Genomic DNA, 21112 nt, shown 5'->3' with positions numbered 1-21112 from the left:
TCTAACACGCAATCTCGATTGACGCATCGGCGACGAGAAAAGGCCGGTCAGCATGGCTGCCCGGCCCGGTAGGTCCTGAAACCGCATGGAAGAACAGATTTCGTGCTCGAAAAGCCGGAAGTCGGCTTGGACTCAATAGGCCAGCGCCGGTGCCAGTCTCGGCGCCGCCTGCACGGCCGCCCGGCGCAAGCCCCAACGCAGCAAGGCGCCCGCGGCGGCGAAGCTCGCCGGATCATCGGCCACACCGCCTCCCGCGGTGGCCGCGTCCTCGAGCAGGGTCAGCCCGACGATGACCACCGCGCCGACGATGGCAACCGTCGCCTTGCCCCAATGGATGCCCGACGAGGATTCCGGAGTAGGTGCAGGCTTCCGGTCGGTGTGCACCGGCTGGGGGCGCCACACCCGCGTTGCATCGGGAACCGGACGATAGCTCGGCGCCAGTACCGGCTCGGGCAGCGGCGGGCGCAAATGCTGGTCCGGCTTCAGCTCGATCTCGACCTTGAACTCGCTGGCGACATAGACGTAGTCGCGGATTCGCCCGGTCATACGCGGATAGGTCAGGGTGGCCTTGAGCACCGGTTCGCCCGCGCTCGATATGCCCGCAGAGAACTGGGCGCCCGGCGAATGGGCATTCGCGCGCAAGGTGAGCTGGCATTCATAGGTGACGCTGTTGGACTTGCGGTCCCAGCTCAACTTGCCGCCGGACACCAGTTCGCCGAGCACGGTCGAGGTCTGCTGGCGCGCCTGCGACTCGAGCCCCTTATTGCTGTAGACGAGAAGCGGCACCTTGTCGGTCGGCTGCAGGAAGATCGCCCCCTTCAGCTTGACCTTGGCCGAGAAGCCATTGCCCTTGATCTCGATGATCGGCAGGTCGTCGAGCTGATAGCCGAAACCGAAATTGTTCGCGAGCGTCCTGGCCGCCGGGTTGCTGCCAGCATCGGGCTGAGTGCGCGTATGGGAATGGGACGGGGTCGTGCTGCCCCTTGTCGGGGCGGGGACGGGCATTGGCGAGCTGGGTGCAGGCGGGTTGGCCGACTGCGGTGCCGCCGTCGGAGCCGGACCTCCCGTCGACGTACCGCGCAAAACCACGCGACGATGCTGCTTCGGCAGGTAGATTACCGCTCCAGCCTTGATGAGATCGGGATTGACGATGCCGTGTCCCGTCTTGGCGACGATGGCCGGCTCATTGTTGTAGGCATAGATCTCCGGCCAGCGCACCGGATTGCCATAGTAACGGCCGGCGATTCCCCACAGGGTGTCGCCTTGCTTGATCACATAACGCCCTGCCTGCACGATGCCTCTCCCGGAAAATGGTTTTCTGCCAATGGTTGGAATGTGCTGCGCCCGAGGCTAGGCTTGCTTCTTGACAGGAATATTATGGTTCCGGGTGAAAAATCTTGTCCTAGGTCATCGGTCTCTTACGAAAAGCGGACGTCAATCCAACCTGATCTGCACACTGGCCGTATGCCCCCTGGCATCGATCACCGAGAGCCGCGCAAAGCCTTTGCCTGGCTTGTCCCAAACGGCCTCCCGGCGTTCTTCGCCGATCACGATCGGCAGGCCGTCGGCGAGCCAGGTGAAGGGCGGCGCCCCCCCCATCGCCTTGAGAGCCAGCGTGGCATCCGGCTCTCCCCCGGCAACCTCGACCCGTGCGCCATCGGGCGGGAAGGAAATCACCAGAGGGGCATCGCCCGAACCGGCGGCGGCAATTTCGGGTAAGGCACCGGGACGGAAACGCTGCAAGGCCGGCGGCAGTTCCGAAGTCTTGGCAAACACCACGCCCGACGGCGGCGGCTTGAGCGGCACCCGCTTCTCACCGATGCGCTGAAAGGCATCGAACAGGATGGGAGCAGCGGCCTTGCGCCCGACCAGATCCGAGACGGGCGCGCCATCGGGCCGCCCGACCCAGACGGCGACCGTGTTGGCACCGTCGAACCCGACCGCCCAGGCATCGCGATAGCCGTAGGACGTGCCGGTCTTGTAGGCGATCTTGCCACCCACCGCGTTCTCCGGCGGCGGCGCGCCGATCAGGACATTTCCGACCTGCCAGGCCGCGGCCTTCTCGAAGAGGCGATGGGGCTGCGCACCAAGGGCGCGGTCCTGCGGTCGCCAGATCAGCGGCAGTGCCTCTCCGTCCCGGGCCAGCGCCAGATAGAGCGTGGCAAGATCGGTGAGCTTGACGCCGGCCCCGCCAAGGCCGACTGCAAGTCCCGGTACCGCATCGGGCGGCAAAGACGGCTCGGCACCGGCATTCTTCATGCGGGCGATCAGCCGGTTCGGCCCGATGGAATTGAGCAGCATCACCGCCGGTACGTTGAGCGACTGCTGCAAGGCACGACGCATGGTGACGGTGCCCTGAAAGGCATCGTCGAAATTCTCGGGCTTGTAGACCCCGAAGCGCGCGGGACGATCATCCACCAGCGTCTCGGGATGGGCGAGGCCATCCTCGAAGGCAAGACCATAGATGAACGGCTTGAGGGTGGACCCGGGTGAGCGCGAGGATTCGGCAAGATCCATCTGGCCTGCCCGCGCCTTGTCGAAATAGCCGACGCCGCCGACATGCGCCCTCACCTCGCCGCTGGCATTGTCGACGGCGACGATGGCAACCGAGACGCCGCCGCCCAAGGCGGTCGCACGCTCGCGCGCCAAGTTCTCGAGCTGCTCCTGCAGGAAGCGGGCAATCGTGGTGGTCACCACCGGATTGGGCTCGTTCCTGCCGGCTTGGGCCTGAAGCACCAGTTCCTGCCGCACCAGCCGTTCGGCGACATGGGCCGCCAGGATCGGGAAGGGCTTGCGCCCCTGCGGTGCCGCTTCCAGCGTTGCGGCCTCGGCCTGATCGGGATGGAGTGCGCCCTTGCCGGCGAGAAGCCGCAAGACCCGATTTCGGGCCGCCTTGGCTGCGGCCGGGGCCCGGTCCGGGCGGCGCGATTCAGGGGCCTGCGGCAAGGCCACCAGCATCGCCGCCTCCGCTGTCGAAAGGCGCTTGGGCTCCTTGCCGAAATAGGCGAGCGAGGCCGCCCGTGTTCCTTCCAGATTGCCGCCATAGGGCGCCAAAGCCAGATAGAGGCCGAGGATCTGCTCCTTGCTCAGTCGGTTCTCGATTTGGACGGCGCGGATCATCTCCGCCGCCTTGTCGGCAAAAGTGCGATCGGGACGCGGCTCGAGCAGGCGGGCGACCTGCATGGTCAAGGTCGAGCCGCCGGAGACGATGCGCCCCCGGCTCACCATCTGCCAGGCGGCGCGGGCCATGGCCACCGGATCGATGCCGTGATGGGAATAGAAGCGCTTGTCTTCATAGGCGACCAGCATCGACAGGAAGCGCCGGTCGACCTCCTCTGGCTTGGCCGGCAGGCGCCAATAGCCGTCCGCCGTGGTGAAGGGGCGCAGCAGCCGGCCGTCGCGATCCACCACCAGCGGGGAATAGGTCACGCTCTCGCCCAGCGGCACCGGGCCGAGGCGCCGGAGCACCTCCGACAGCGCAAAGCCACCGGCGTTCACGGCTACAATGGCCGTGAACAGAAGCGCGCAGAGGATATGGACGCGCCGGGCGGTCATCTCGGTCCGCTCTACTTCTCGGTGACGCTGAGCGTGCCGGTGGCAAGCGTGGCGTTACGCTCGGGCTGGTACATGTCCTCCACCGTGGTACCGGGCAGGATGTAGCGGCCCGGTGCCACCGCACGGACGACATACGCTACCTTGGCGGCCTGATCGGTGAACGCGGCGACGAAGCGGTCGTCTCGGAACTCCGAATGGGTGACCTCGGTGAGATCCTTGAGCCAGGACATGCTGCCGGTCTCGCCGGTGACGACCAGGTTCGGATTCTCGATCTCGAAGCCGGCCGGCAGGCGATCGACGAGCAGGAAGTTGCCGGTCTGGTTGTCGCCGCTGCGGCTGGCGCTCACCACCACTACCAGCCTGGTGTTCTGCTTCACCTCGGTAGGATCCACAGCCTTGCCGTCGAGCGAGAAATAGCTCCGCGTCAGGTTCATGCCGTTGTTGGCAGCGGGCTCGGGTACGACGGGCGAACCGGAAACCGCAACCACGGCCTGCAGGGCCGAGGCGCCGGGGTTGGAGACGGAATGCGGGGTCTTGAGTGCCTCGCCGCGATAGACCTTGTAGAAGGCGCCCTGCTGCTCCGAGCCATCAGCGATCAGCTTGAGGGAACGGGCCTGGTCGGCGACGCTGCGGGCCGCAAGCACCATCCAGGTCATCTCCTGGGTCGAGGCATAACGGGATTTGGAGCGCGCATCGGTAATGACCTTGAGCGCCGTCCTGATCACCGGCAGGCTGGCATTGTTGTCCCCTGCAAGCGCCACCACCGCCGCGGCGTCGCGCAGCGGCGAACCATAATTGCGATACGCCAAGCTGGTATCGCTGGTCTCCTTCTGGAGCGCCTCGGCTGCCGAGCCGAACGCCTCGCCGGCCCGCGGCTTGTCGCCGAGCATGCCGAGAGCGGCGGCGATCTGGGCCCGCGCCATGGCGCTGCCGAACTGGCCGATCTTGGTATCGGCGAGATATTTCAGATCACCCGCCGGCGCCCTGCCGGCCCGGGCCAGCGTGTAGAGGGCATAGGCGATATCCTCGCCCTTGCCCTCTTCCACGTCAGGCGCATTGCCGACGCGGTTGCGCAGATAGTCGACCGCCTGGTTGAGCGCCAGTTCCGGCACGACGAAACCCTTCTCGCGAGCCCGCAGCAGGAAGTCGGTGACATAGGCCGACAGCCATAATTCACCGCTGTCGGCATTCCACAAGCCGAAGGCACCGTTGGAATCCTGGCGTGCGAGCAGGCGCTGCACCGTATCGCCCAGGCGTTCCTTCACCGTGCCGTCGAGATCGATCGCATTCCCGCCGAGTTCGCTGAGATAGAGCAAGGGCAGCGCGCGGCTGACGAGCTGTTCCGAGCAGCCATAGGGATAGCGATCGAGATCGCGCAGCAGGCCGGGCACGTCGAGGGCGCTGAACGGCCCCACCGAAAGCGAAACCGCGCCGGTGCCGGGCACCATTTCGGCGACCAGGTCGGCATTGACGGTGATACCGCCGCCATTGGCCGCGATGGTCTGGATCGTGCGGCGCGTCACCGGCGGATTGGCCGGCAGGACGCCGAGCGTGAAGCTCTGGTCGATGGCGACATTGCCGGGACCCGCCAAGGTGGCGACCAGCTTGCCGGTGCCGATGCCGTTGGCGGTGATGGGAATGTTAACCGGCGTACGCGAGCCCGCCGCCCCGATCTTCACGGTCTGGTAGAGCGCTGACGGCTGGGCGCCGATCGGCCCTTCCATAGTGACGGCGAGCGTATAGTCGCCCGGCGCGGCCTCGGCGTTGACGAGATCGAGGCGGAAGCGCGACTGATCGCCCACGGCAAGGAAGCGCGGCAAGGTGCCGGCGATCACCACCGGATCGCGCACTTTGACGTCCGCCGAGGCATGGCCGACCTTGGTCGGCGTCCAGGCCACCGCCATCACCCGCACTAGACCGTTGAAGGCGGGAATGTCGAAGCTGATCTCGGCCGTGCCGTCGGCACTGACCTCGACCATGCCGGAGAACAGGGCCAGGGGCGCCTGCGTCGGCGGCGGACTGTTGAAATTGGCTCCGCCGTCACCACCGGTGCGGATCCGCCCCTTCGCTCCTTCCATGCCGTCGATCAACTGGCCGTAGAGATCGTGCAGTTCGGCCGAAAGGCGCTTCTGGCTGTAATAGAAAGTCTCGGGCTCCGGCGGCTTGTAGCCCGTCAGGTTGAGAATGCCGACATCGACGGCTGCCAGGGTAACATAGGCTTTCTCGCCGGCAAGGCCCTCGATCTTCACCGGCACCTTGAGAGGCTGGCGCGGCTTCATCAACTCGGTCGGCGTGAGCGTGACCTTAAGCGTGCGCTCGTTGCGGTCGATGCCGAACCAGGCGAGGCCGATCGCGCGCGTCGGCATGCGCTTGGCAGCAACGTCCATCGGCCGGAAATGGGTGACCACGACATAGGCGCCTGTGCCCCAATCCTTACCGACGGTGACGGGAACGGTCGTCCCCTTTTCCGGCACGTCGACCAGGGTGGAGGAGAGCAGCTTCTCGCCGACCACCTGCACCGAGGCCTTGCCGGCGAAACGGGCATCGATCTTCACTTGCAGCGTATCGCCGGTCTTGACGCTGGTCTGGTCGAGGGCGACCGGCAGCATGTCGGGCGTATCGGCCTTCTCGCTGGTGTAATAGCCCGCATAGAAGGAGCTGGAGGAGGAAGCCAGCCCATCCGCCGAGATTTCGAGGCGGTATTGGCCCCATTGCACCTGCGCGGAGATCTGAGCGGGCTTGTCGGCCAAGAGATCGACCGTGCCACCGCCGACCTTGCGGGCGGTGGTGACAGCCTCATAGTTCCAGCGATTGTTGCTCTTGTACCACTGATAGGTCGTGGTCAGGCGCTTGAGCGTCCAGGTCGCGCCCTTGGCCGCCACCTGATTGCCCTGGGGATCGACGGCAATGGCGTCGAACAAGGCCTGCTGGCCCTCGGGCACCGTGCCCTCGGCGAAGCCTGGCTTCAGCGCCAGCATCGGGCCGGTGGAGGCGATCGGCAGGGAGGCGCTACGCACCACGCCGCGGCCGCCGCCTTCCTTCATGCGGATGACGAAATTGGCCTTGAGCGGACGGGTAGTCGTGGGCAGCTGCGGCAGCGGCACGGTGAATTCGGCATGGCCCTTGTCGTCGGTCTGGGCGAGATCGTCGACGGTGTTCTGCACCGTATCGACATTCTCGTCCGACAGCCCGAAGGCATAGTTCTTCCATTGCGAGAAAGGCTGGCTGTCGGTGGAAACAGAGACATCGCCCTCAATGTCGAGCCCGGCGGCCGGGGCACCGAAGAGATAGCGCCCGTCCACCTTCAGGTTGGCGCCGCTGGTGCGGTCGATGCGGGTGCCCGAGGTGGCGAGGTCGAACTCGATGCGATCGGGCACATAGTCCTCGACCAGGAAGGTGGTCTCGCCGACCGGTGCCGCCTTGGGATCGGTATAGGCGACGACGCGCCAGGTGCCGCTGGCGGCAGAGGGAATGATGGCGATATCGGCCGTGCGGCCGCCGGCGCCCTGGTCCTTCAGCACGGTGCGGGAATATTCAACGCCATCGGGACGCTGCACCACCATGGTGACGGGCACCTCGGCCAGGGCGTTGGCATTGCCGTCGCGCAGCAGGATGGCGGCATGCACCGTCTCGCCGCGGCGGTAGACACCGCGCTCGACATAGACGAAGGCATCGGCCGGCCCCGGAGGGTCGCGGCCGGTAACGCCGCGATCGGTGAGGTCGAAGGCCTGCTGGGTAAGGTCGATGAAGGCGTAGTCGCTCTTCTCGTCGGACGCGACCACGAGGGCCGGCTCCTGGCCCTCATTGCCCTTGGTGAGGCCGGCATCGAAGAAGGCAGCGCCATCGGCATCCGTCTTCATCGAGCCGAGAATCTCGTTGTTGCGGGCAAGCAGGCGCACCGTGACATTGGCAAGCGGCTCGGCCGAGGCGATGGAGCGCAGGAAGACGTGCAGGCCATCCTTGCCCTTCAGTGTCGACAGGCCGAGATCGGAGACGACGAACCACTGCGTGGCGAGCTGGTTGTCCTCGTCCTCCTTCACCTCCCCGGGCTGGGCCGTCATCACATAGAGGCCGGGCTCGATCTTGCCGAGCGCCTCGTCGACCGGAAAGGCGGTGGTGACGTCCTGATTCGGGGTGCTGGTAAGGTCCATCGTGCCTTCCCAGACCTTCTTGCCCTTGGTGCGGGCAATCTCGCTGGCCTGGGAGCCGTAGATCTGGTCGAGGAAATTGGAATCGATCACGGCGGAGATCAGGCTGCGGTCGCCGACCCGGTAGAGCGCGAGCTTGGCCTGGGTGGAATTGACCGAGACCAGAGGGATGCCGTTCTGGCCGGTGCGCGGCAGGACGTAGCTCTTGCCGACGAACTGCACGGATGGCAGGCGATCGCGCACATAGATTTCATACTCGGCGTTCTTGAGCAGGCTTTCGTCCACGGCAGAAGGCAGACCCTGGCGCACGGTGACCTTGTAGCGCCCGCCATGCTTCAGGCCTTCGACACAGAGCTTGGTGCCGTCGACCGTGACGGCCGAGACGGGCCCAGGATCCTGGGTGAAATAGGGCGTGTAGTCGGCGACCGCATTGCTCAACGGATCGGAAAACTGGAAGCACAGGCGCGGCTGCGGCGCGTCGCTCTCCACCGTATAATCGGTGATACGGAAGCCATGATCCTTGCGCACGTCCTCATAGGCTTCACGAATCTCGGCATTGTCGACCAGATCGAGGCTGGCGCGATAGGCGTTGAGGGCTGGCCGCCAATCCTCGCGCTTGACCAGCGCCTGGGCGACATCGTTGAGCGCGTCGGCCTGTTCCTGCGGCGTCTTGGCAAGCTGATAGGCGCGAATCGAGGCGCCAAGCGCCTTGTAGGGCAGTTCGTAGCCGTCCTGGCTGTTGAAGGGCTCGGCCACCAGCAGCAAATCGGCGAGGCGCTTCCACATCGCACCGTCATTGGGGGACAGGGCGATGAACTGCTCCACCACCACGGCGGTGTTGCGCGCATTGTCGGAGCTGACGGCCGCCTTCAGCTCTTCCTGGAGCTGCGGCGCGCTCTTCTTCATGGTCTTGGCGAGCTTGGCGATGCTGTCCTTGTAGCTGTCGGCCGCATAGGAATAGCTGTCGGCCTGGAACAGCGGCGCCGCCTGCACCGGGCCGGCGGCCACCCAGCCCAGCACGGCGAGCATGAGCACGAATGCTGAGAAAAACCGCACGAAGACGCCTTGGCGCGCTGCCTGCCTGACCATGTTGCCTGTCCTCTTACCCGCCCCCGGGCTTGTTGCGGCGGTCCTGTCCACGCTAGCGAGTCGGCGTGACCCGGGCGTGTCGTCAGTTATGGATGGGACCCAATCGATAACTGACGACACGCCCGGGTCACGCGATATGCACAGGGAACGGGCCACCGAGCCCGCAAGATTAAGGGCGCCCTGGGTCGGCGGCAATCATGATTCAGAGAGTTTTTACCATCTGTACCGGTGGAAACAGGATGCGTACCGGTGTTTTTGCAGCCGGCTTATTTTTTCCGTGCAAGAGGGCTGGACAACCACGGAGGCGCTGGCTATACACCCGCGGTCTCGCGGCGGCCTCGGCTGACTCGCCGGATGCCTGAGTAGCTCAGTTGGTAGAGCATGCGACTGAAAATCGCAGTGTCGGTGGTTCGATTCCGCCCTCAGGCACCATCAGCCCTTCCGCTGATTTCCAAATTCTTCGAAATCGTCGAAAAAATCAACGCTTTGGCACCAAAGCGCGCGTTGTTACGTGCTTAGTCTATCCGCTCGCAGATGTGAAAGTCTGCAAGGATCTGCGCGCTGCGACGTTCTCCAGGGTCACGGCGAGGCTCCAGTCGAAACGAATAGCCTGATAGTCGCGCGGGCCAAAGAGCGCCTCCACAACCGAACATTAACCCCATGCCGCGAACACTGTGCCGGAAGGCATAACGGTGGGGACTGATATGGACTTACGCGACACGGCGAACGTGATTGATGCGCGCCAGGCGTTTCTCGATGCGGAGTTCGATTTCATCTGCCGCCTCCCGCCAGGATATGCTGCCCCGACCTCGGGCGGCTCGCCACCGGCAGATCTGTCGGCCTTTCGCCAAGCCAAGGCCGTTGCGAGCCAATCAAGCGTTGAAACGATCACACCGCCCCGATCGCAACAAATCTAGCTGGTCACACGACACAAGCAGTTGTGACCATAGCCTATCCGCACCCACGATCCTCTCATCGCCGGCCCGTTTTCGGCCCATGCCACGCGCGACGCGACGGAATCCCGGACCGCCCCACTCCCGCGCATTTCCGTCATGGAAGCGTTCAACAAAGCCCCGGTCAGAAAGAACTCTGCCCTTCTGATCGGGGAGCGAAGTTTGGTTAAAGCGTTTTTCGATTTGGTTGAACCACCAAGAATCGTAAAAACGCGTCGTATCAAAGAGTTAGAGCAAAAAAGCGTTCACGCTTGAACGCGCTTTGCTCTGGGGGTCATCGGCCCGGGCGCGTGGGCCATGGGCGGATCCATGCGCTCGGGCCTAACCGACAATCCGATAAAAGCCGAGGATTGCTCTTCGCAGGCCTCGCGGACGCCAGCCTATCGTCTGCCTAGCACGGGATCAGGGCAAGAGTTTGAAACGCCCGGGTCGCCCCCTCTGAGCTGCCCCCCTGCCCCGTCGCGGCTATTGCCAGGTCCAACGATTGTTCAGACCCTGGCCACGTTCCAGCGTTGGATTGTCTCCCCATTTGCGCTCGGCCCAGGTTTCGTAGAGGGCCAGGTCGAGCGCATTGTCCTGCAGGATCTTCTGACGCAGTGCCTCGCCGATATCCTGGCTGCGCAGCGCATTGGTGGGCGCGGCATTCTCATGGGGCAGTTTCTCGAACTTCCAGCCGATATCCTGGGTCATCTGCTCCATCACCGCATCGCAATTGCGATAATCGCCGACGAACCAGAACGTCTCGAACTGCCTGGACAGGAACTCGAACCTCTGGCGCTGGCTCATCTTGCGGATGCCCAGGGAGGACAAGCCGAAATAATGCCTGAAATAAAAGCGGCTGATACGGTTGTGCTTGTTGGTCGGGTACCATTGCTCAAAGGACATGCCCACGATCCGATGTCTCTCGGGCGTCTTCTGCAGGAAATTATAAAGCGAGACATAGAAGGACACCGGTTCCCGGAGCAGGCCGACCTCCCGGATGACGCGGCCCTCGAACCCCCGGGCGGCCGTGCGCGGCAATCTGTGGCCGAACAGGATGCGGATTTCGTCGCGGTCGGCTTGGGGCACGCGGTTCACGGGATCGAGCCAAGGCCGTTGCTCGGGCTTGGAATAGATCACGGCGGAACCGCGCGATGGGACATCGTGCAGGAGATAGTCCCTGACGCTCAGGCCGGCGCATTTCAGGATATGCGGAAAGAGATAGACGGTGGTGTTGCTGCTCATCAAGTCTCGCCAGGCTCAACCTCCTGCCGGCACCGGCCGGAAGAGTTGACCCCCTCACCCCTCATTTCTTGGCCAGGGGAACATTCGTACCGCATTGACCATGGTGTCATTCGATCTTCTGTGCTGCCCCTGCCCGACAATCACTAGACCGACAAGCCATCAGCAGTCACTACAAGGATCGACTACATATAGTAAGTCGGCGGCGAGGCAACGGGCCTGTTCGCGAGGGCACGCGTGATTGCAACCAATCGTGTATGCCTCTGCAAGGGCGACAGGCCTGGAAACGACAACGGCCCGTCCTCGCGAACGGGCCGTTCGATCGCGGTCCCCCTCGCCTCAGACCTTCCGGCGCCGGCGATACTGGTCGATCACCACGGCACCCACGATGATGGCGCCGAGCACGATCTGCTGCAGGGAGGCAGGAACGCCGAGGAAGGTGAAGCCTGAGGTCACCACCGAGAGGATGAGGAGGCCGATCACCGTGGAGGTGATGCGCCCCACGCCGCCGGAGAGCGAGGTGCCGCCGATCACCACCGCCGCGATGGCCTGCAGCTCATAGCCGAGGCCTGCGCCGGCCTGGCCCGAGCCGGCACGGGCGATCTGCACCACGCCGGCCAGCCCCGAAAGCAGCCCGGCAAAACCATAGACCTTGACCAGGTGCCACTTCACGTCGATGCCCGAAACGCGAGCGGCCTGCATGTTCGAGCCGATGGCATAGGTGAACTTGCCGTAGCGCGTGTAGCACATGGCGATATGGAAGATCAGCGCCACCACCAGGAAGATCACCGTCGGCACGTCGATGGAGAAGCCGAAGAGCTCCACGGGCGAACCGATGACGCGGAAGGAAGGCGTGAAGGTGCTGACGGGCTGGCCATTGGTGTACCAGGTGGCGAAGCCGCGCGCCGAGACCATCATGCCGAGCGTGGCGATGAAGGGCGGCACATTGGCGTAGGCGATCAACGCGCCGTTGATGACGCCGGCAAGCAGCCCCGTCGCCAGGCCCGCCAGCACGGGAATGATGAAGGGCAGGTCGGTGAGGTGAGGATAGACCACGGAGCGCGCCGTGCTCACCTGCGCGAGCGAGGCGGCGATCATGGCGGTGGCACCCACCACGGAGCCGGAGGACAGGTCGACGCCGCTGGTGATGATGGTCTGCGCCACGCCCACCGCGATGATGCCGATCACCGCCACCTGCAGGAAGATGATGCTCAGGCGCCCCGCATTGAAGAAGAAGCTCTGGCTCTTCAGCGGCCAGCCGATGAGCTCGAATATCGCCACGATGACGGCGAGAACCGCCAGGATGCTCAGTTCCTGCGGCAGCCGGCGATGCGGCTTGACGCTGGATATCTGCGGCGATTTGCCGGCAGCCTCATTCGCGGACATGGGATCCTCCAATTCTATCGCTAAGCGCCTCACGGCGCATCGTATCGGGGTTCTTCCAATTCCAGGGCCTCGCGCCTCAGCGCGCGGCCAGTTCCATGATCTTGACCTGGTCCGCCTCGGCGCGGTCGAGGATGCCGGTGGCATGGCCGGCATGCATGACGAGGATGCGGTCGCTCATGCCCAGCACTTCGGGCAGTTCCGAGGAGATCATGATCACAGCCACGCCCTCGCCCGCCAGCTTGCTGATGAGGCGGTGGATTTCGGCCTTGGCGCCGACATCGATGCCGCGCGTCGGCTCGTCGAGGATGAGTATCTTCGGCTTGGTCAGGAGCCAGCGGCCGATCAGCACCTTCTGCTGGTTGCCGCCCGACAGGTTCTCGATGCGCTCATGCAGGTTCGGCGTCTTGACGCGTAGCGCCGCGCTCATCTCGGTGCAGGCCGGCGTCACCTCGCCCGCGGCGACGAAGCCGGCCTTGACGTAGCGCTGCGTCAGCACCGCCATCTGCATGTTCTCGAGAATATCGAGGATTAGAAAGCAGCCCGTATCCTTGCGGTCCTCGGTGAGAAACGCCATGCCCTGGCGCATGGCGACCGCAGGCGAGGAGATGGAGACGGGCTTGCCGAAGACCTCGATCGTACCGGAGGAGGCCGGCGTCACGCCGAACAGGGTCTCCGCCACATTGGAGCGCCCTGCCCCGACCAGCCCGGCGAAACCAAGGATCTCGCCGGAACGCAGGTCGAAGGAGACATCGTGGAAGACGCCATCCAGCGTCAGGTTCTTCACGGACAGGACCACGTCACCGATCGGCACCGTCTCCTTGGGGAACATCTGGGTGATCTCGCGGCCGACCATGCGGCGGATGATCTCGTCGCGCGTGAGATTGGCGGCTAGGTCCGTGCCGATATATTTGCCATCGCGGAAGATCGAGACTTCGTCGGCGATCTCGAAGAGCTCGTTCATCTTGTGCGTGATGTAGACGATGCCCTTACCCTGGGCCTTGAGATCGTGGATGATCTCGAATAGATGCGCGACTTCCGTCTCGGTCAGCGCCGACGTCGGCTCGTCCATGATCAACACGTCGGAATTGTAGGAAATCGCCTTGGCGATCTCGACCATCTGGCGGTTGGCCACCGAGAGCGAGCCGACGGGCACGGTGGGGTCGATCTTGATCTTGAGCTGCTCGAACAGCTTGGCGGTGCGGCGGTTGAGCTCGCCATGGTCGACGAAACCCAGCCGGGTCAGAGGCTCGCGCCGGATCCAGACGTTCTCCGCCACCGTCATGTACTGCATCAGGTTGAGTTCCTGATGGATCATGGCGACGCCTTGCTGGAGCGCATCGAGAGGCCCGGAGAACTGCACCTCCTGCCCGCGCAGCTTCATCACGCCGCCGTCGCGCTGATAGACGCCGGCAATGATCTTCATCAGTGTCGACTTGCCGGCGCCGTTCTCGCCCATCAGGGCATGCACCGTGCCGGGACGCAATTTGAAGGAAACATTGTCGAGTGCCAGCACGCCGGGAAAGCCCTTGCGTACGCCCTCCACCTCGATGAGACAGGCAGAGTCCGAGGTACCGCGGCTCGGCGCCGCCGATTGCACTACAGCCATCCTTGTTCTCCCTCATGCCGGCGCCGGGGCTGGCGACGTGTTTCATCGGTCCGGAACCGAGGTCCGGACATTGTCGCGTCTGACGAGAAGATCGTGAGCGCCTCCGGCCCTTCAGCCGGAGGGCTCTTATGCAGTCCGATCAGTTCTTCTTGAGGTAGTTGTCGATATTGGCCGGGGTCACCAGCTCGAAAGGCACCCAGACCATGGCGTCGACCTTCTCGCCCTTGGCAAGCTTCAGGGCCGTATCGACGGCACCCTGGCCCTGGCCGGCGGCGTTCTGGAACACGGTGACCTGCAGGTCGCCATCCTTCATGGCGCCGAGGCCGTCCTGCGTGGCGTCCACGCCGCCGACAAGGGTCTTGCCGCCAGCAAGGCCGGCCTGCTTGAGCGCCTGGATGGCGCCGATCGCCATTTCGTCATTGTTGGAGATCACGGCAGCCGGCTTGATGCCCGAGGTTAGCCAGTTGGTCATCAGGTCGATCGCCTGGGTGCGGTCCCAGTTGGCCGTCTGCTTCTGCAGGATCTTCATGCCCGTGCAGGGCTCCTTGGCGATCACGTCCTCGACGTCCTGCGTGCGCTGGCGAGCGGCCTGGTTCGACAATTCGCCCATGATCACCACGATATCGCCCTTGCCACCGAGAAGCTTGCAGATCTCCTTGGTTTCGAGCGTACCGGAATCAACCTCGTTCGAACCGACGAAGGCGACCTTTTCGGGCAGCTTCTCTTCGGAGGGCATGCGATTGACATAGACGAGCGGGATGCCGGCATCGGTGGCGAGCTTGGTCATCTGCGGGGTGGCATCGGTGTCGACCGGGTTGACGATGATGGCGTCGACCTTCTGGGCGATGAAGTTCTGGATCTGGCTGAGCTGCTTGTTGACGTCGTTCTGCCCGTCCTCGATCTGAAGGTTCACGCCGGACTTGGTCTTGGCATAGTCGGTCATGCCATTGCGCAGCACGGTGAGGAAGTTGTCGTCGAACTTGGCCATGCTGACGCCGATATTCTCGGCATAGGCCGTGCCGCACAGCAAGGCCGTTGCGGCGAGCGCGAAAAGGGTCCGTTTCATCGTGTCTCCTCCCTGGGTCGGATGTCCGGCAGCACCCGTCATTTTCCGGATAATTCCCTTTCGGGGAATTGGTCGATCGTTCAAGCGTTTGCGGTTCGCCGGGATGGCCCGCAATCACAAAGACGCGTAGAAACAAAGAGCTGGAAAGCGCGTCCACGGATGAACGCGCTTTGCCCTAGGAAACCAAGCCTGCCGCAATCAGCGCCATGCTCGCGGCAAGGCGAGCCTGGACCTGTTTGGCGTCCATCTGCTGGATGCTTTCGGCGAAAGGCTCGAAGGAGAGCGCACCGGCATAACCGCCAGCGCGCAACGCCTCGATCTGAGCGACATTGCCCAGACGATCATCCGCTCCCACGAGACCGCGATGGCTGTCCCGCATCTCCCCCACTGCCACGGACGCATCGTCCACGCCGGAGATATGAACCAGCCCTGTGCGGTCCGGGAACAACGCCGCCTCGCCCGCGAGATGATGATGGAAGGTATCATGCACCAATTTGAAGGTCCGCGCACCATCGACAGCATCGATGGCGGCAACGGCTTCCGACTTCAGGCGCAGGGAGCAGATCTCGAAACCCAAGGGCTCGACGAGGCCGGTCAGCCCGCGCCGAGACAGGATTGGCCCGAGTGCCTGCAACGCCTCGATCAACCGGGGCAGGCGCTCGTGATCGCCGCGCCCCTCGCCGTCGTTGCGCGGCACCAGCACGAGAGCCTTGGCGCCCGCACCGGCCGCATAATCGGCGAGTTCTTCGGCTTCCGACGCGCGTGCCGCGCCCCAATCGTTGAAACGCTGCAAGGCATTGATCGACAGGATTTCGACGCCGGCGCGCTGCGCCTCCTCCCTCACCGAGGCTGCCGGCGTTCCGTCGAGGATGGCGTTGCCGGTGAGGTCGTTGCGGATCTCGACCCTGTCGATCCCCAGATTGCGGGCAAGTGCGAAGAATTCGGCAGGCCGCAGCTTCGGTGCGGTCATATGGTTGAGAGCGAAGGGTTCGGCTCCGCTTGTCATGAAACACTCCTTGCAGGCGCAAGCGCCCTATTTCCAACCTCGCCGGCGCCGTTTGCGGCGCCATGTGCTCCGATACCGATCATCAAAAATAGAATGATTGGACCGTTTTTGAACTTAATTGGAATTAATATTCTATTTTTGCACTGCGCTGTCAAGTGCGCATTTCAGTCGCGCGCGGCCGCCAACGGGCCCGAGCGCGCGCCTTGCAAGATCAAGCAAGCACCGGCCTTCTCAGATATTTTCGGGAAGATAGAGATTGAAAGGCAGGAAGGTCTGTCCGGTTCCTTCCACGCTGCCGGCAAGGCAGGCCTGGGCCATGACGCGGACGAGCTCCACGGGCAGTTGCGGCAGCGGTGTCGCAATGACGAAGGAAATCACCTCTTCGCTCAAGGCAAGGCGCGAGTCCGGCGTCAGTTCCGGGCAGACAGCCACCAGCCCCTTCGCCTTTTCCTCCCGCAAGGCGGCTATCACTCCCTCCATGCCGCCTCCGGCCACATAGAGACCGGCCAGGTCCGGATAGCGCCTGATGAGCCCGAAAGTCGCTTCATAGGCTATGCTCGACTCTTCCAGATTGACACGGCTGTCCAGCACCTCGAAATCCGGGGCATGTTCGCGAAAATAGCTGCGCAGCCCGATCTCGCGCAGTTCATGGCCATGGAAACGGTGACTGCCGAGAATGATGCCGATCTTGCCGGGCTGGCGAGCGGTGCGGGCGATGAGCCAGCCCGCGGTGCGCCCGGCCTTGCGGTTGTCGAGGCCGACATAACCGGCGCGGTGTTCGGCGGCAAAATCGGACAGCAGCGCAAAGACGGGCACGTTGCGGGCCTTCAGTTCCGCCACCGCCACGGTAATCAGGGGATGGTCCACGGATACGACAGCCAGAGCCTGGCACCTCTCGCCGAGACTATGCATCCGCTCGGCCACGGCTGCCGGCGAGGTATCGCCATGGTGCTCGATCACTGCGGAGATGCGGAAGCCGGGCGCCGAAGCTGCGGCCTCCGCAATGGATTGAGCCAGCAGGCTGTAGAAAGGGGACGCGGATTTGAGCAGCAGGAAACCCAGGCGCAGATGCGGCACTTCGCGATCGAGGCGTTGCTGGATCAGCCCGGCGGCGTAGTAGCCAAGCGTCTTGGCCGCCTCGGCTACGCGTCGGGCCGTTTCCGGCCGAACCGGAAGCCGGCCGTTCAGAACGCGGTCGACCGTTGCGGGGCTGACGCCCGCCTCCTTCGCGACATCCTGGATCGTCGGCCTGGCCATGGTGGCTCTGATGGAATTACATCATGATGATAGTTGTTTTGACGTGTTTTGATAGAAACTGTCAACGCCCCATTGAGCCCCGAACCGGTGCGACATAGCATCCGGATCAAGGATGAGGCCTGATCGGAACCAGGCCATAGCGTTTTGCGATTTGACGGTGTCACCAAGAATCACAAAGACACGTCCAAACAAAGAGTTAGGGCAAATAGGCGTTCACACTTGAACGCGTTTTGCTCTAGATATAGGGAGCTCGCGATGAGGCCGACCCGGCGCGACTACAGTCTGATCGGGCGTGATGCCCAGGCCGCCGTCGAGAGCGGCCTCGCCGCTGCCGAATGGTATCGCTGCGACATTCCCCGCAAGCGCATGAAGGAGCTCATGCAGCGCAAGGACGGCCCGGCGATCCGAGACACCGCGCTTTGGCTGGCCGGGTTGCTCGCCAGTGGCCTCGCCGCCGGGCTGCTCTGGGGAAGCTGGTGGTGCCTGCCGTTCTTCGCGCTCTACGGCATTCTCTACGGCTCGGCCTCGGACTCGCGCTGGCACGAATGCGGGCACGGCACTGCTTTCCGCACGCGCTGGATGAACGACGTCGTCTATCACATCGCCTGCTTCATGATCATGCGCGAGCCGACGATCTGGCGCTGGAGCCACACGCGCCATCACACCGATACCATCATCGTCGGCCGCGACCCCGAGATCGCGGCGATGCGGCCGCCGGCAATCCTGCGCCTCCTCTCAAACGTCTTCGCGATCGCCTCGACCTGGGCCGCCCTCAAGGGTCTCGTGCTGCATGCCACCGGCCAGCTCAGTGAGGAGGAAGAGACCTTCGTGCCGGAGATGGAACGCAGCAAGGTCTATCTGGTCGCACGCATCTGGCTTGCCATTCTCGCCGCCACCATCGCCCTCTCGCTGGCGCTGCAGTCCTGGCTGCCGATGATGTTCGTGGGCGTCCTGCCCACCATGTATGGCGGCTGGCTGACCCTCTATTTCGGGCTGACACAGCATGCGGGCCTGGCCGAGAACGTGCTCGACCATCGTCTGAACTCCCGCACCGTCTACATGAACCCGTTCTTCCGCTTCGTGTATTGGAACATGAACTATCATGTCGAGCACCATATGTTCCCGATGGTGCCCTATCACGCACTGCCGGAACTGCATAAGGCCATGCTCGCCGACACACCGACGCCCTATCGCAGCACGATCCAGGCCTATCGGGAGATCATCCCGGCCCTGCGCCGCCAGATGAAGGATCCTGAATATTTCGTGCGCCGGATGCTGCCCGCGAGCGCCCGCCCCTATCGCCCCGATCTGCATGGCGAAGTGGTCATGCCCGACGATCCGCGCGCCCGCTTTGCCGGCCAGCATCACTGACAGACACAAGACGCAAAACCACATCGGGAGGAAAAAATGAGCAACTGGATCGATGCCTGCGATGCCGACGACATCGAGCAGGAAGACGTCCTGCGTTTCGATCATGCCGGTCGCACCTATGCACTCTATCGCAGCCCGGACGATGAATATTTCGCGACCGACGGGCTGTGCACCCACGAGCAGATCCACCTCGCCGACGGCCTGGTGATGGATGACATCATCGAATGCCCCAAGCATAATGGCCGCTTCAACTACAAGACCGGCGAGGCCAAGGGCGCTCCCGTGTGCATCAATTTGAAGACCTATGCCGTCCGGCTCGCCGACGGCAAGGTCCAGATCCAGCTGGGGTGATCCGATGCAGCCGGGCATGGTCATCGTCGGCGCCGGCGAGGCAGGCGCCAGAGCCGCCTTCGCTCTTCGCGAAAAGGGTTGGGCCGGCGCCATCACCCTGATCGGGGACGAGGTCCACGCCCCCTATGAGCGCCCGCCCCTGTCGAAGGCGACGCTGCTGGACGAAGCCGGTCCTTCCCCGCGTTATATCGTGGCGGAGGAGCGGTTCGAGGCCGAGGCCATCACCCACCTGGCCAAGCGCAGCGTAGTGGCGATCGATCGGGACCAGCGGCTGGTGCGGCTCGATGACGGCAATGCCCTTGCCTATGACAAGCTGCTGCTGGCCACCGGCGCGGCACCACGCCGGCTGCCACTGGCCGGCGCGAACCGGCCGGGATGCGTGACGCTGCGGCGCTTCGAGGATGCCCTGCATCTGAGGGAGCGCTTTCGCCCGGGCGCGGAGATCGCCATCATCGGCGGAGGCTTCATCGGATTGGAACTCGCGGCGAGCGCTCGCCAGCGCGGCGCGGCGGTCACCATCATCGAGGCCCTTCCGCGCCTGCTCAGCCGGGGGGTGCCCGCCGATATCGCGGAAGTTGTGCAGGAGCGCCATCGCGCCGCCGGCTGCGCCCTGCTGTGCGGCGAAGGCATCGCCGCCATCGAGGAGGAGCCCGATGGCCTCGCCGTCCGCCTCACCAGCGGCAAGCTGGTGCTCGCAGACCTCGTCGTTCTCGGCGTCGGCGCATCGCCCAGCACGGCGTTGGCGGAGGCCGCAGGCCTTGCCGTCGACAATGGCATCGCCGTCGATGCCAGGCTGCGCACGAGCGACGAAGCCATCTTCGCCGCCGGCGATTGCTGCTCCTTTCCCCTGCCCGTCTATGGCGGACGCCGGGTGCGCCTGGAATCCTGGCGCAATGCCCAGGAACAGGGCGCCCACGCCGCAAGCGCCATGCTGGGGGAGGACATCGCCTTCGACGCCGTTCCCTGGTTCTGGTCGGATCAGTATGACCTCTCCCTGCAGGTCGCCGGACTGGTGGACGAGGGGCGCCACACCATTCGCCGGGACGGGGCAGAGGGCTCGTTCATCCTCTGCCATCTCGACGAGGACGGGCGTCTGGTCGCCGCCAGTGGCATCGGCCCCGGCAATACGATCGCCCGCGATATCCGGCTGTGCGAAATGCTGATCGCCAAGCGCGCTCATCCGGACAGGGGCAGGCTCGCAGACCCCAACACCCGCCTCAAATCCCTTCTCTCAGCCTAAGCCACCTTTGCGCCTCGACGACGCGATCGAGCCGCGGGGCACCCTGGAGACCGTCATGGCTCGCCTTCGTCCGACCGTTGCCGACCTGCTCGCCCTTCGCGGCAAGAAGCAGATCGCCAAACTGAGAGTCACCACGCTTGAGGAGGCGGAAGCCGCCGAACGCGCCGGCATCGGCATGCTCTCGGTTCCGCCCGCGCTGATCGCCGAGCCTGCTTTCCGCGACGCGGCACCGACGACCTTTGCAGTGACCGGGCTGGAATATGGCAACTACGTCACGGCAGAGGATTACCTGCGGGCCGCCTTCCTCGCCCGGCAGCAGAGTTCGGATGCCGTCTATTGCGCCGCCAGCCTGGCCACCATCCGGCGACTTCGCGACGAAGGCATCCCGGTGGTGAGCCATGTCGGCCTGATCCCCTCGCATCGGACCTGGACGGGCGGCTTCAAGGCGGTGGGCAAGACGTTCGAAACCGCCTGGCAGGTCTGGCAGCAGGCCAAGGCCCTCGAAGAGGCAGGCGCCTTCGCAGCGGAGATCGAAGTGGTGCCCGTGGAGGTCGCCACCGCGATCAGCCGGCGCACCAGCCTGTTCATGATCTCCATGGGCGCCGGCGGAGGGTGCGACGCACAATATCTGTTCGCCGATGACGTTCTCGGCGCCCATGGCGGGCATTATCCCCGTCACGCCAAGGTCTATCGCAATTTCCGTGGCGAATATGACCGCCTGCAGAAGGAACGCATTGCGGCCTTTTCCGAATACAATGCCGACGTCACCAATGGCGCTTTCCCGGCCCCGAACCAGGTCGTCGGTATTGCGGGCGATGAGTTCGCACGCTTCCTGAAGGCGCTCGATGCCGCCTGATCATCCC

The 21112-nt window shown here is 64.2% G+C and carries 14 protein-coding genes and 1 tRNA gene; 6 read left to right on the top strand and 9 right to left on the bottom strand.

Annotated features, from left to right (window positions below):
* Positions 1 to 132: 132 nt before the first annotated feature.
* The 3 genes from ABXS05_RS24755 to ABXS05_RS24745 form a co-directional block, all read right to left on the bottom strand.
* A complete protein-coding gene (locus ABXS05_RS24755; protein WP_367625719.1) occupies positions 133 to 1293 on the bottom strand; it encodes a LysM peptidoglycan-binding domain-containing protein in 1161 nt (386 codons plus the stop codon).
* A 141-nt stretch (positions 1294 to 1434) separates the two neighbouring features.
* Complete coding sequence (gene pbpC / locus ABXS05_RS24750; RefSeq protein ID WP_367625718.1) at positions 1435 to 3555, bottom strand: penicillin-binding protein 1C; 2121 nt, start codon at positions 3553 to 3555, stop codon at positions 1435 to 1437.
* 11 nt (positions 3556 to 3566) lie between these two features.
* Positions 3567 to 8792, bottom strand: coding sequence for an alpha-2-macroglobulin family protein (locus ABXS05_RS24745; protein ID WP_367625717.1), 5226 nt, complete (start codon positions 8790 to 8792; stop codon positions 3567 to 3569).
* A 356-nt stretch (positions 8793 to 9148) separates the two neighbouring features.
* Here ABXS05_RS24745 and ABXS05_RS24740 point away from each other — a divergent pair.
* Together ABXS05_RS24740 and ABXS05_RS24735 are read left to right on the top strand one after the other, a co-directional pair.
* A tRNA-Phe gene (locus ABXS05_RS24740) sits at positions 9149 to 9224 on the top strand.
* A 272-nt stretch (positions 9225 to 9496) separates the two neighbouring features.
* Complete coding sequence (locus tag ABXS05_RS24735; RefSeq protein ID WP_367625716.1) at positions 9497 to 9709, top strand: hypothetical protein; 213 nt, start codon at positions 9497 to 9499, stop codon at positions 9707 to 9709.
* Between the two features lie 501 nt (positions 9710 to 10210).
* On the opposite strand, the gene ABXS05_RS24730 is transcribed toward ABXS05_RS24735, so the two are convergent.
* The 6 genes from ABXS05_RS24730 to ABXS05_RS24705 form a co-directional block, all read right to left on the bottom strand.
* Positions 10211 to 10969 carry a hypothetical protein gene (locus ABXS05_RS24730; protein WP_367625715.1) on the bottom strand — a complete coding sequence of 253 codons (759 nt, stop codon included), beginning with the start codon at positions 10967 to 10969 and terminating at the stop codon, positions 10211 to 10213.
* A gap of 336 nt (positions 10970 to 11305) precedes the next feature.
* On the bottom strand, positions 11306 to 12352 hold the full coding sequence (locus ABXS05_RS24725; protein ID WP_105865301.1) for an ABC transporter permease: 1047 nt from the start codon (positions 12350 to 12352) through the stop codon (positions 11306 to 11308).
* A gap of 76 nt (positions 12353 to 12428) precedes the next feature.
* Positions 12429 to 13958 carry a sugar ABC transporter ATP-binding protein gene (locus tag ABXS05_RS24720; RefSeq protein ID WP_311934403.1) on the bottom strand — a complete coding sequence of 510 codons (1530 nt, stop codon included), beginning with the start codon at positions 13956 to 13958 and terminating at the stop codon, positions 12429 to 12431.
* Positions 13959 to 14097: 139 nt separating this feature from the next.
* On the bottom strand, positions 14098 to 15024 hold the full coding sequence (locus tag ABXS05_RS24715) for a sugar ABC transporter substrate-binding protein (protein WP_367625714.1): 927 nt from the start codon (positions 15022 to 15024) through the stop codon (positions 14098 to 14100).
* Positions 15025 to 15199: 175 nt separating this feature from the next.
* Positions 15200 to 16030, bottom strand: coding sequence for a TIM barrel protein (locus tag ABXS05_RS24710; RefSeq protein ID WP_367625713.1), 831 nt, complete (start codon positions 16028 to 16030; stop codon positions 15200 to 15202).
* Between the two features lie 231 nt (positions 16031 to 16261).
* On the bottom strand, positions 16262 to 17287 hold the full coding sequence (locus tag ABXS05_RS24705; protein WP_367625712.1) for a LacI family DNA-binding transcriptional regulator: 1026 nt from the start codon (positions 17285 to 17287) through the stop codon (positions 16262 to 16264).
* A gap of 255 nt (positions 17288 to 17542) precedes the next feature.
* Here ABXS05_RS24705 and ABXS05_RS24700 point away from each other — a divergent pair, with 255 nt between their 5' ends.
* Genes ABXS05_RS24700 through ABXS05_RS24685 form a run of 4 tightly spaced genes read left to right on the top strand, consistent with a single transcriptional unit; the run spans position 17543 to position 21105 of the window.
* Positions 17543 to 18658, top strand: a complete 1116-nt coding sequence (locus tag ABXS05_RS24700) for a fatty acid desaturase family protein (protein ID WP_367625711.1) — start codon at positions 17543 to 17545, stop codon at positions 18656 to 18658.
* A gap of 36 nt (positions 18659 to 18694) precedes the next feature.
* Positions 18695 to 19009: a MocE family 2Fe-2S type ferredoxin gene (locus ABXS05_RS24695; RefSeq protein ID WP_367625710.1), complete on the top strand. Its 315-nt coding sequence runs from the start codon at positions 18695 to 18697 to the stop codon at positions 19007 to 19009.
* 4 nt (positions 19010 to 19013) lie between these two features.
* On the top strand, positions 19014 to 20249 hold the full coding sequence (locus tag ABXS05_RS24690) for an NAD(P)/FAD-dependent oxidoreductase (RefSeq protein ID WP_367625709.1): 1236 nt from the start codon (positions 19014 to 19016) through the stop codon (positions 20247 to 20249).
* Positions 20250 to 20304: 55 nt separating this feature from the next.
* Positions 20305 to 21105, top strand: coding sequence for a 3-methyl-2-oxobutanoate hydroxymethyltransferase (locus tag ABXS05_RS24685; RefSeq protein WP_367625708.1), 801 nt, complete (start codon positions 20305 to 20307; stop codon positions 21103 to 21105).
* The last annotated feature ends 7 nt before the right edge of the window (positions 21106 to 21112 follow it).

The organism is Labrys neptuniae (assembly GCF_040797145.1).
Lineage (GTDB): Bacteria > Pseudomonadota > Alphaproteobacteria > Rhizobiales > Labraceae > Labrys > Labrys neptuniae.
The sequence above is the reverse complement of the archived record's forward strand: the minus strand, read 5'-3'. Positions and strand labels throughout refer to the sequence as shown.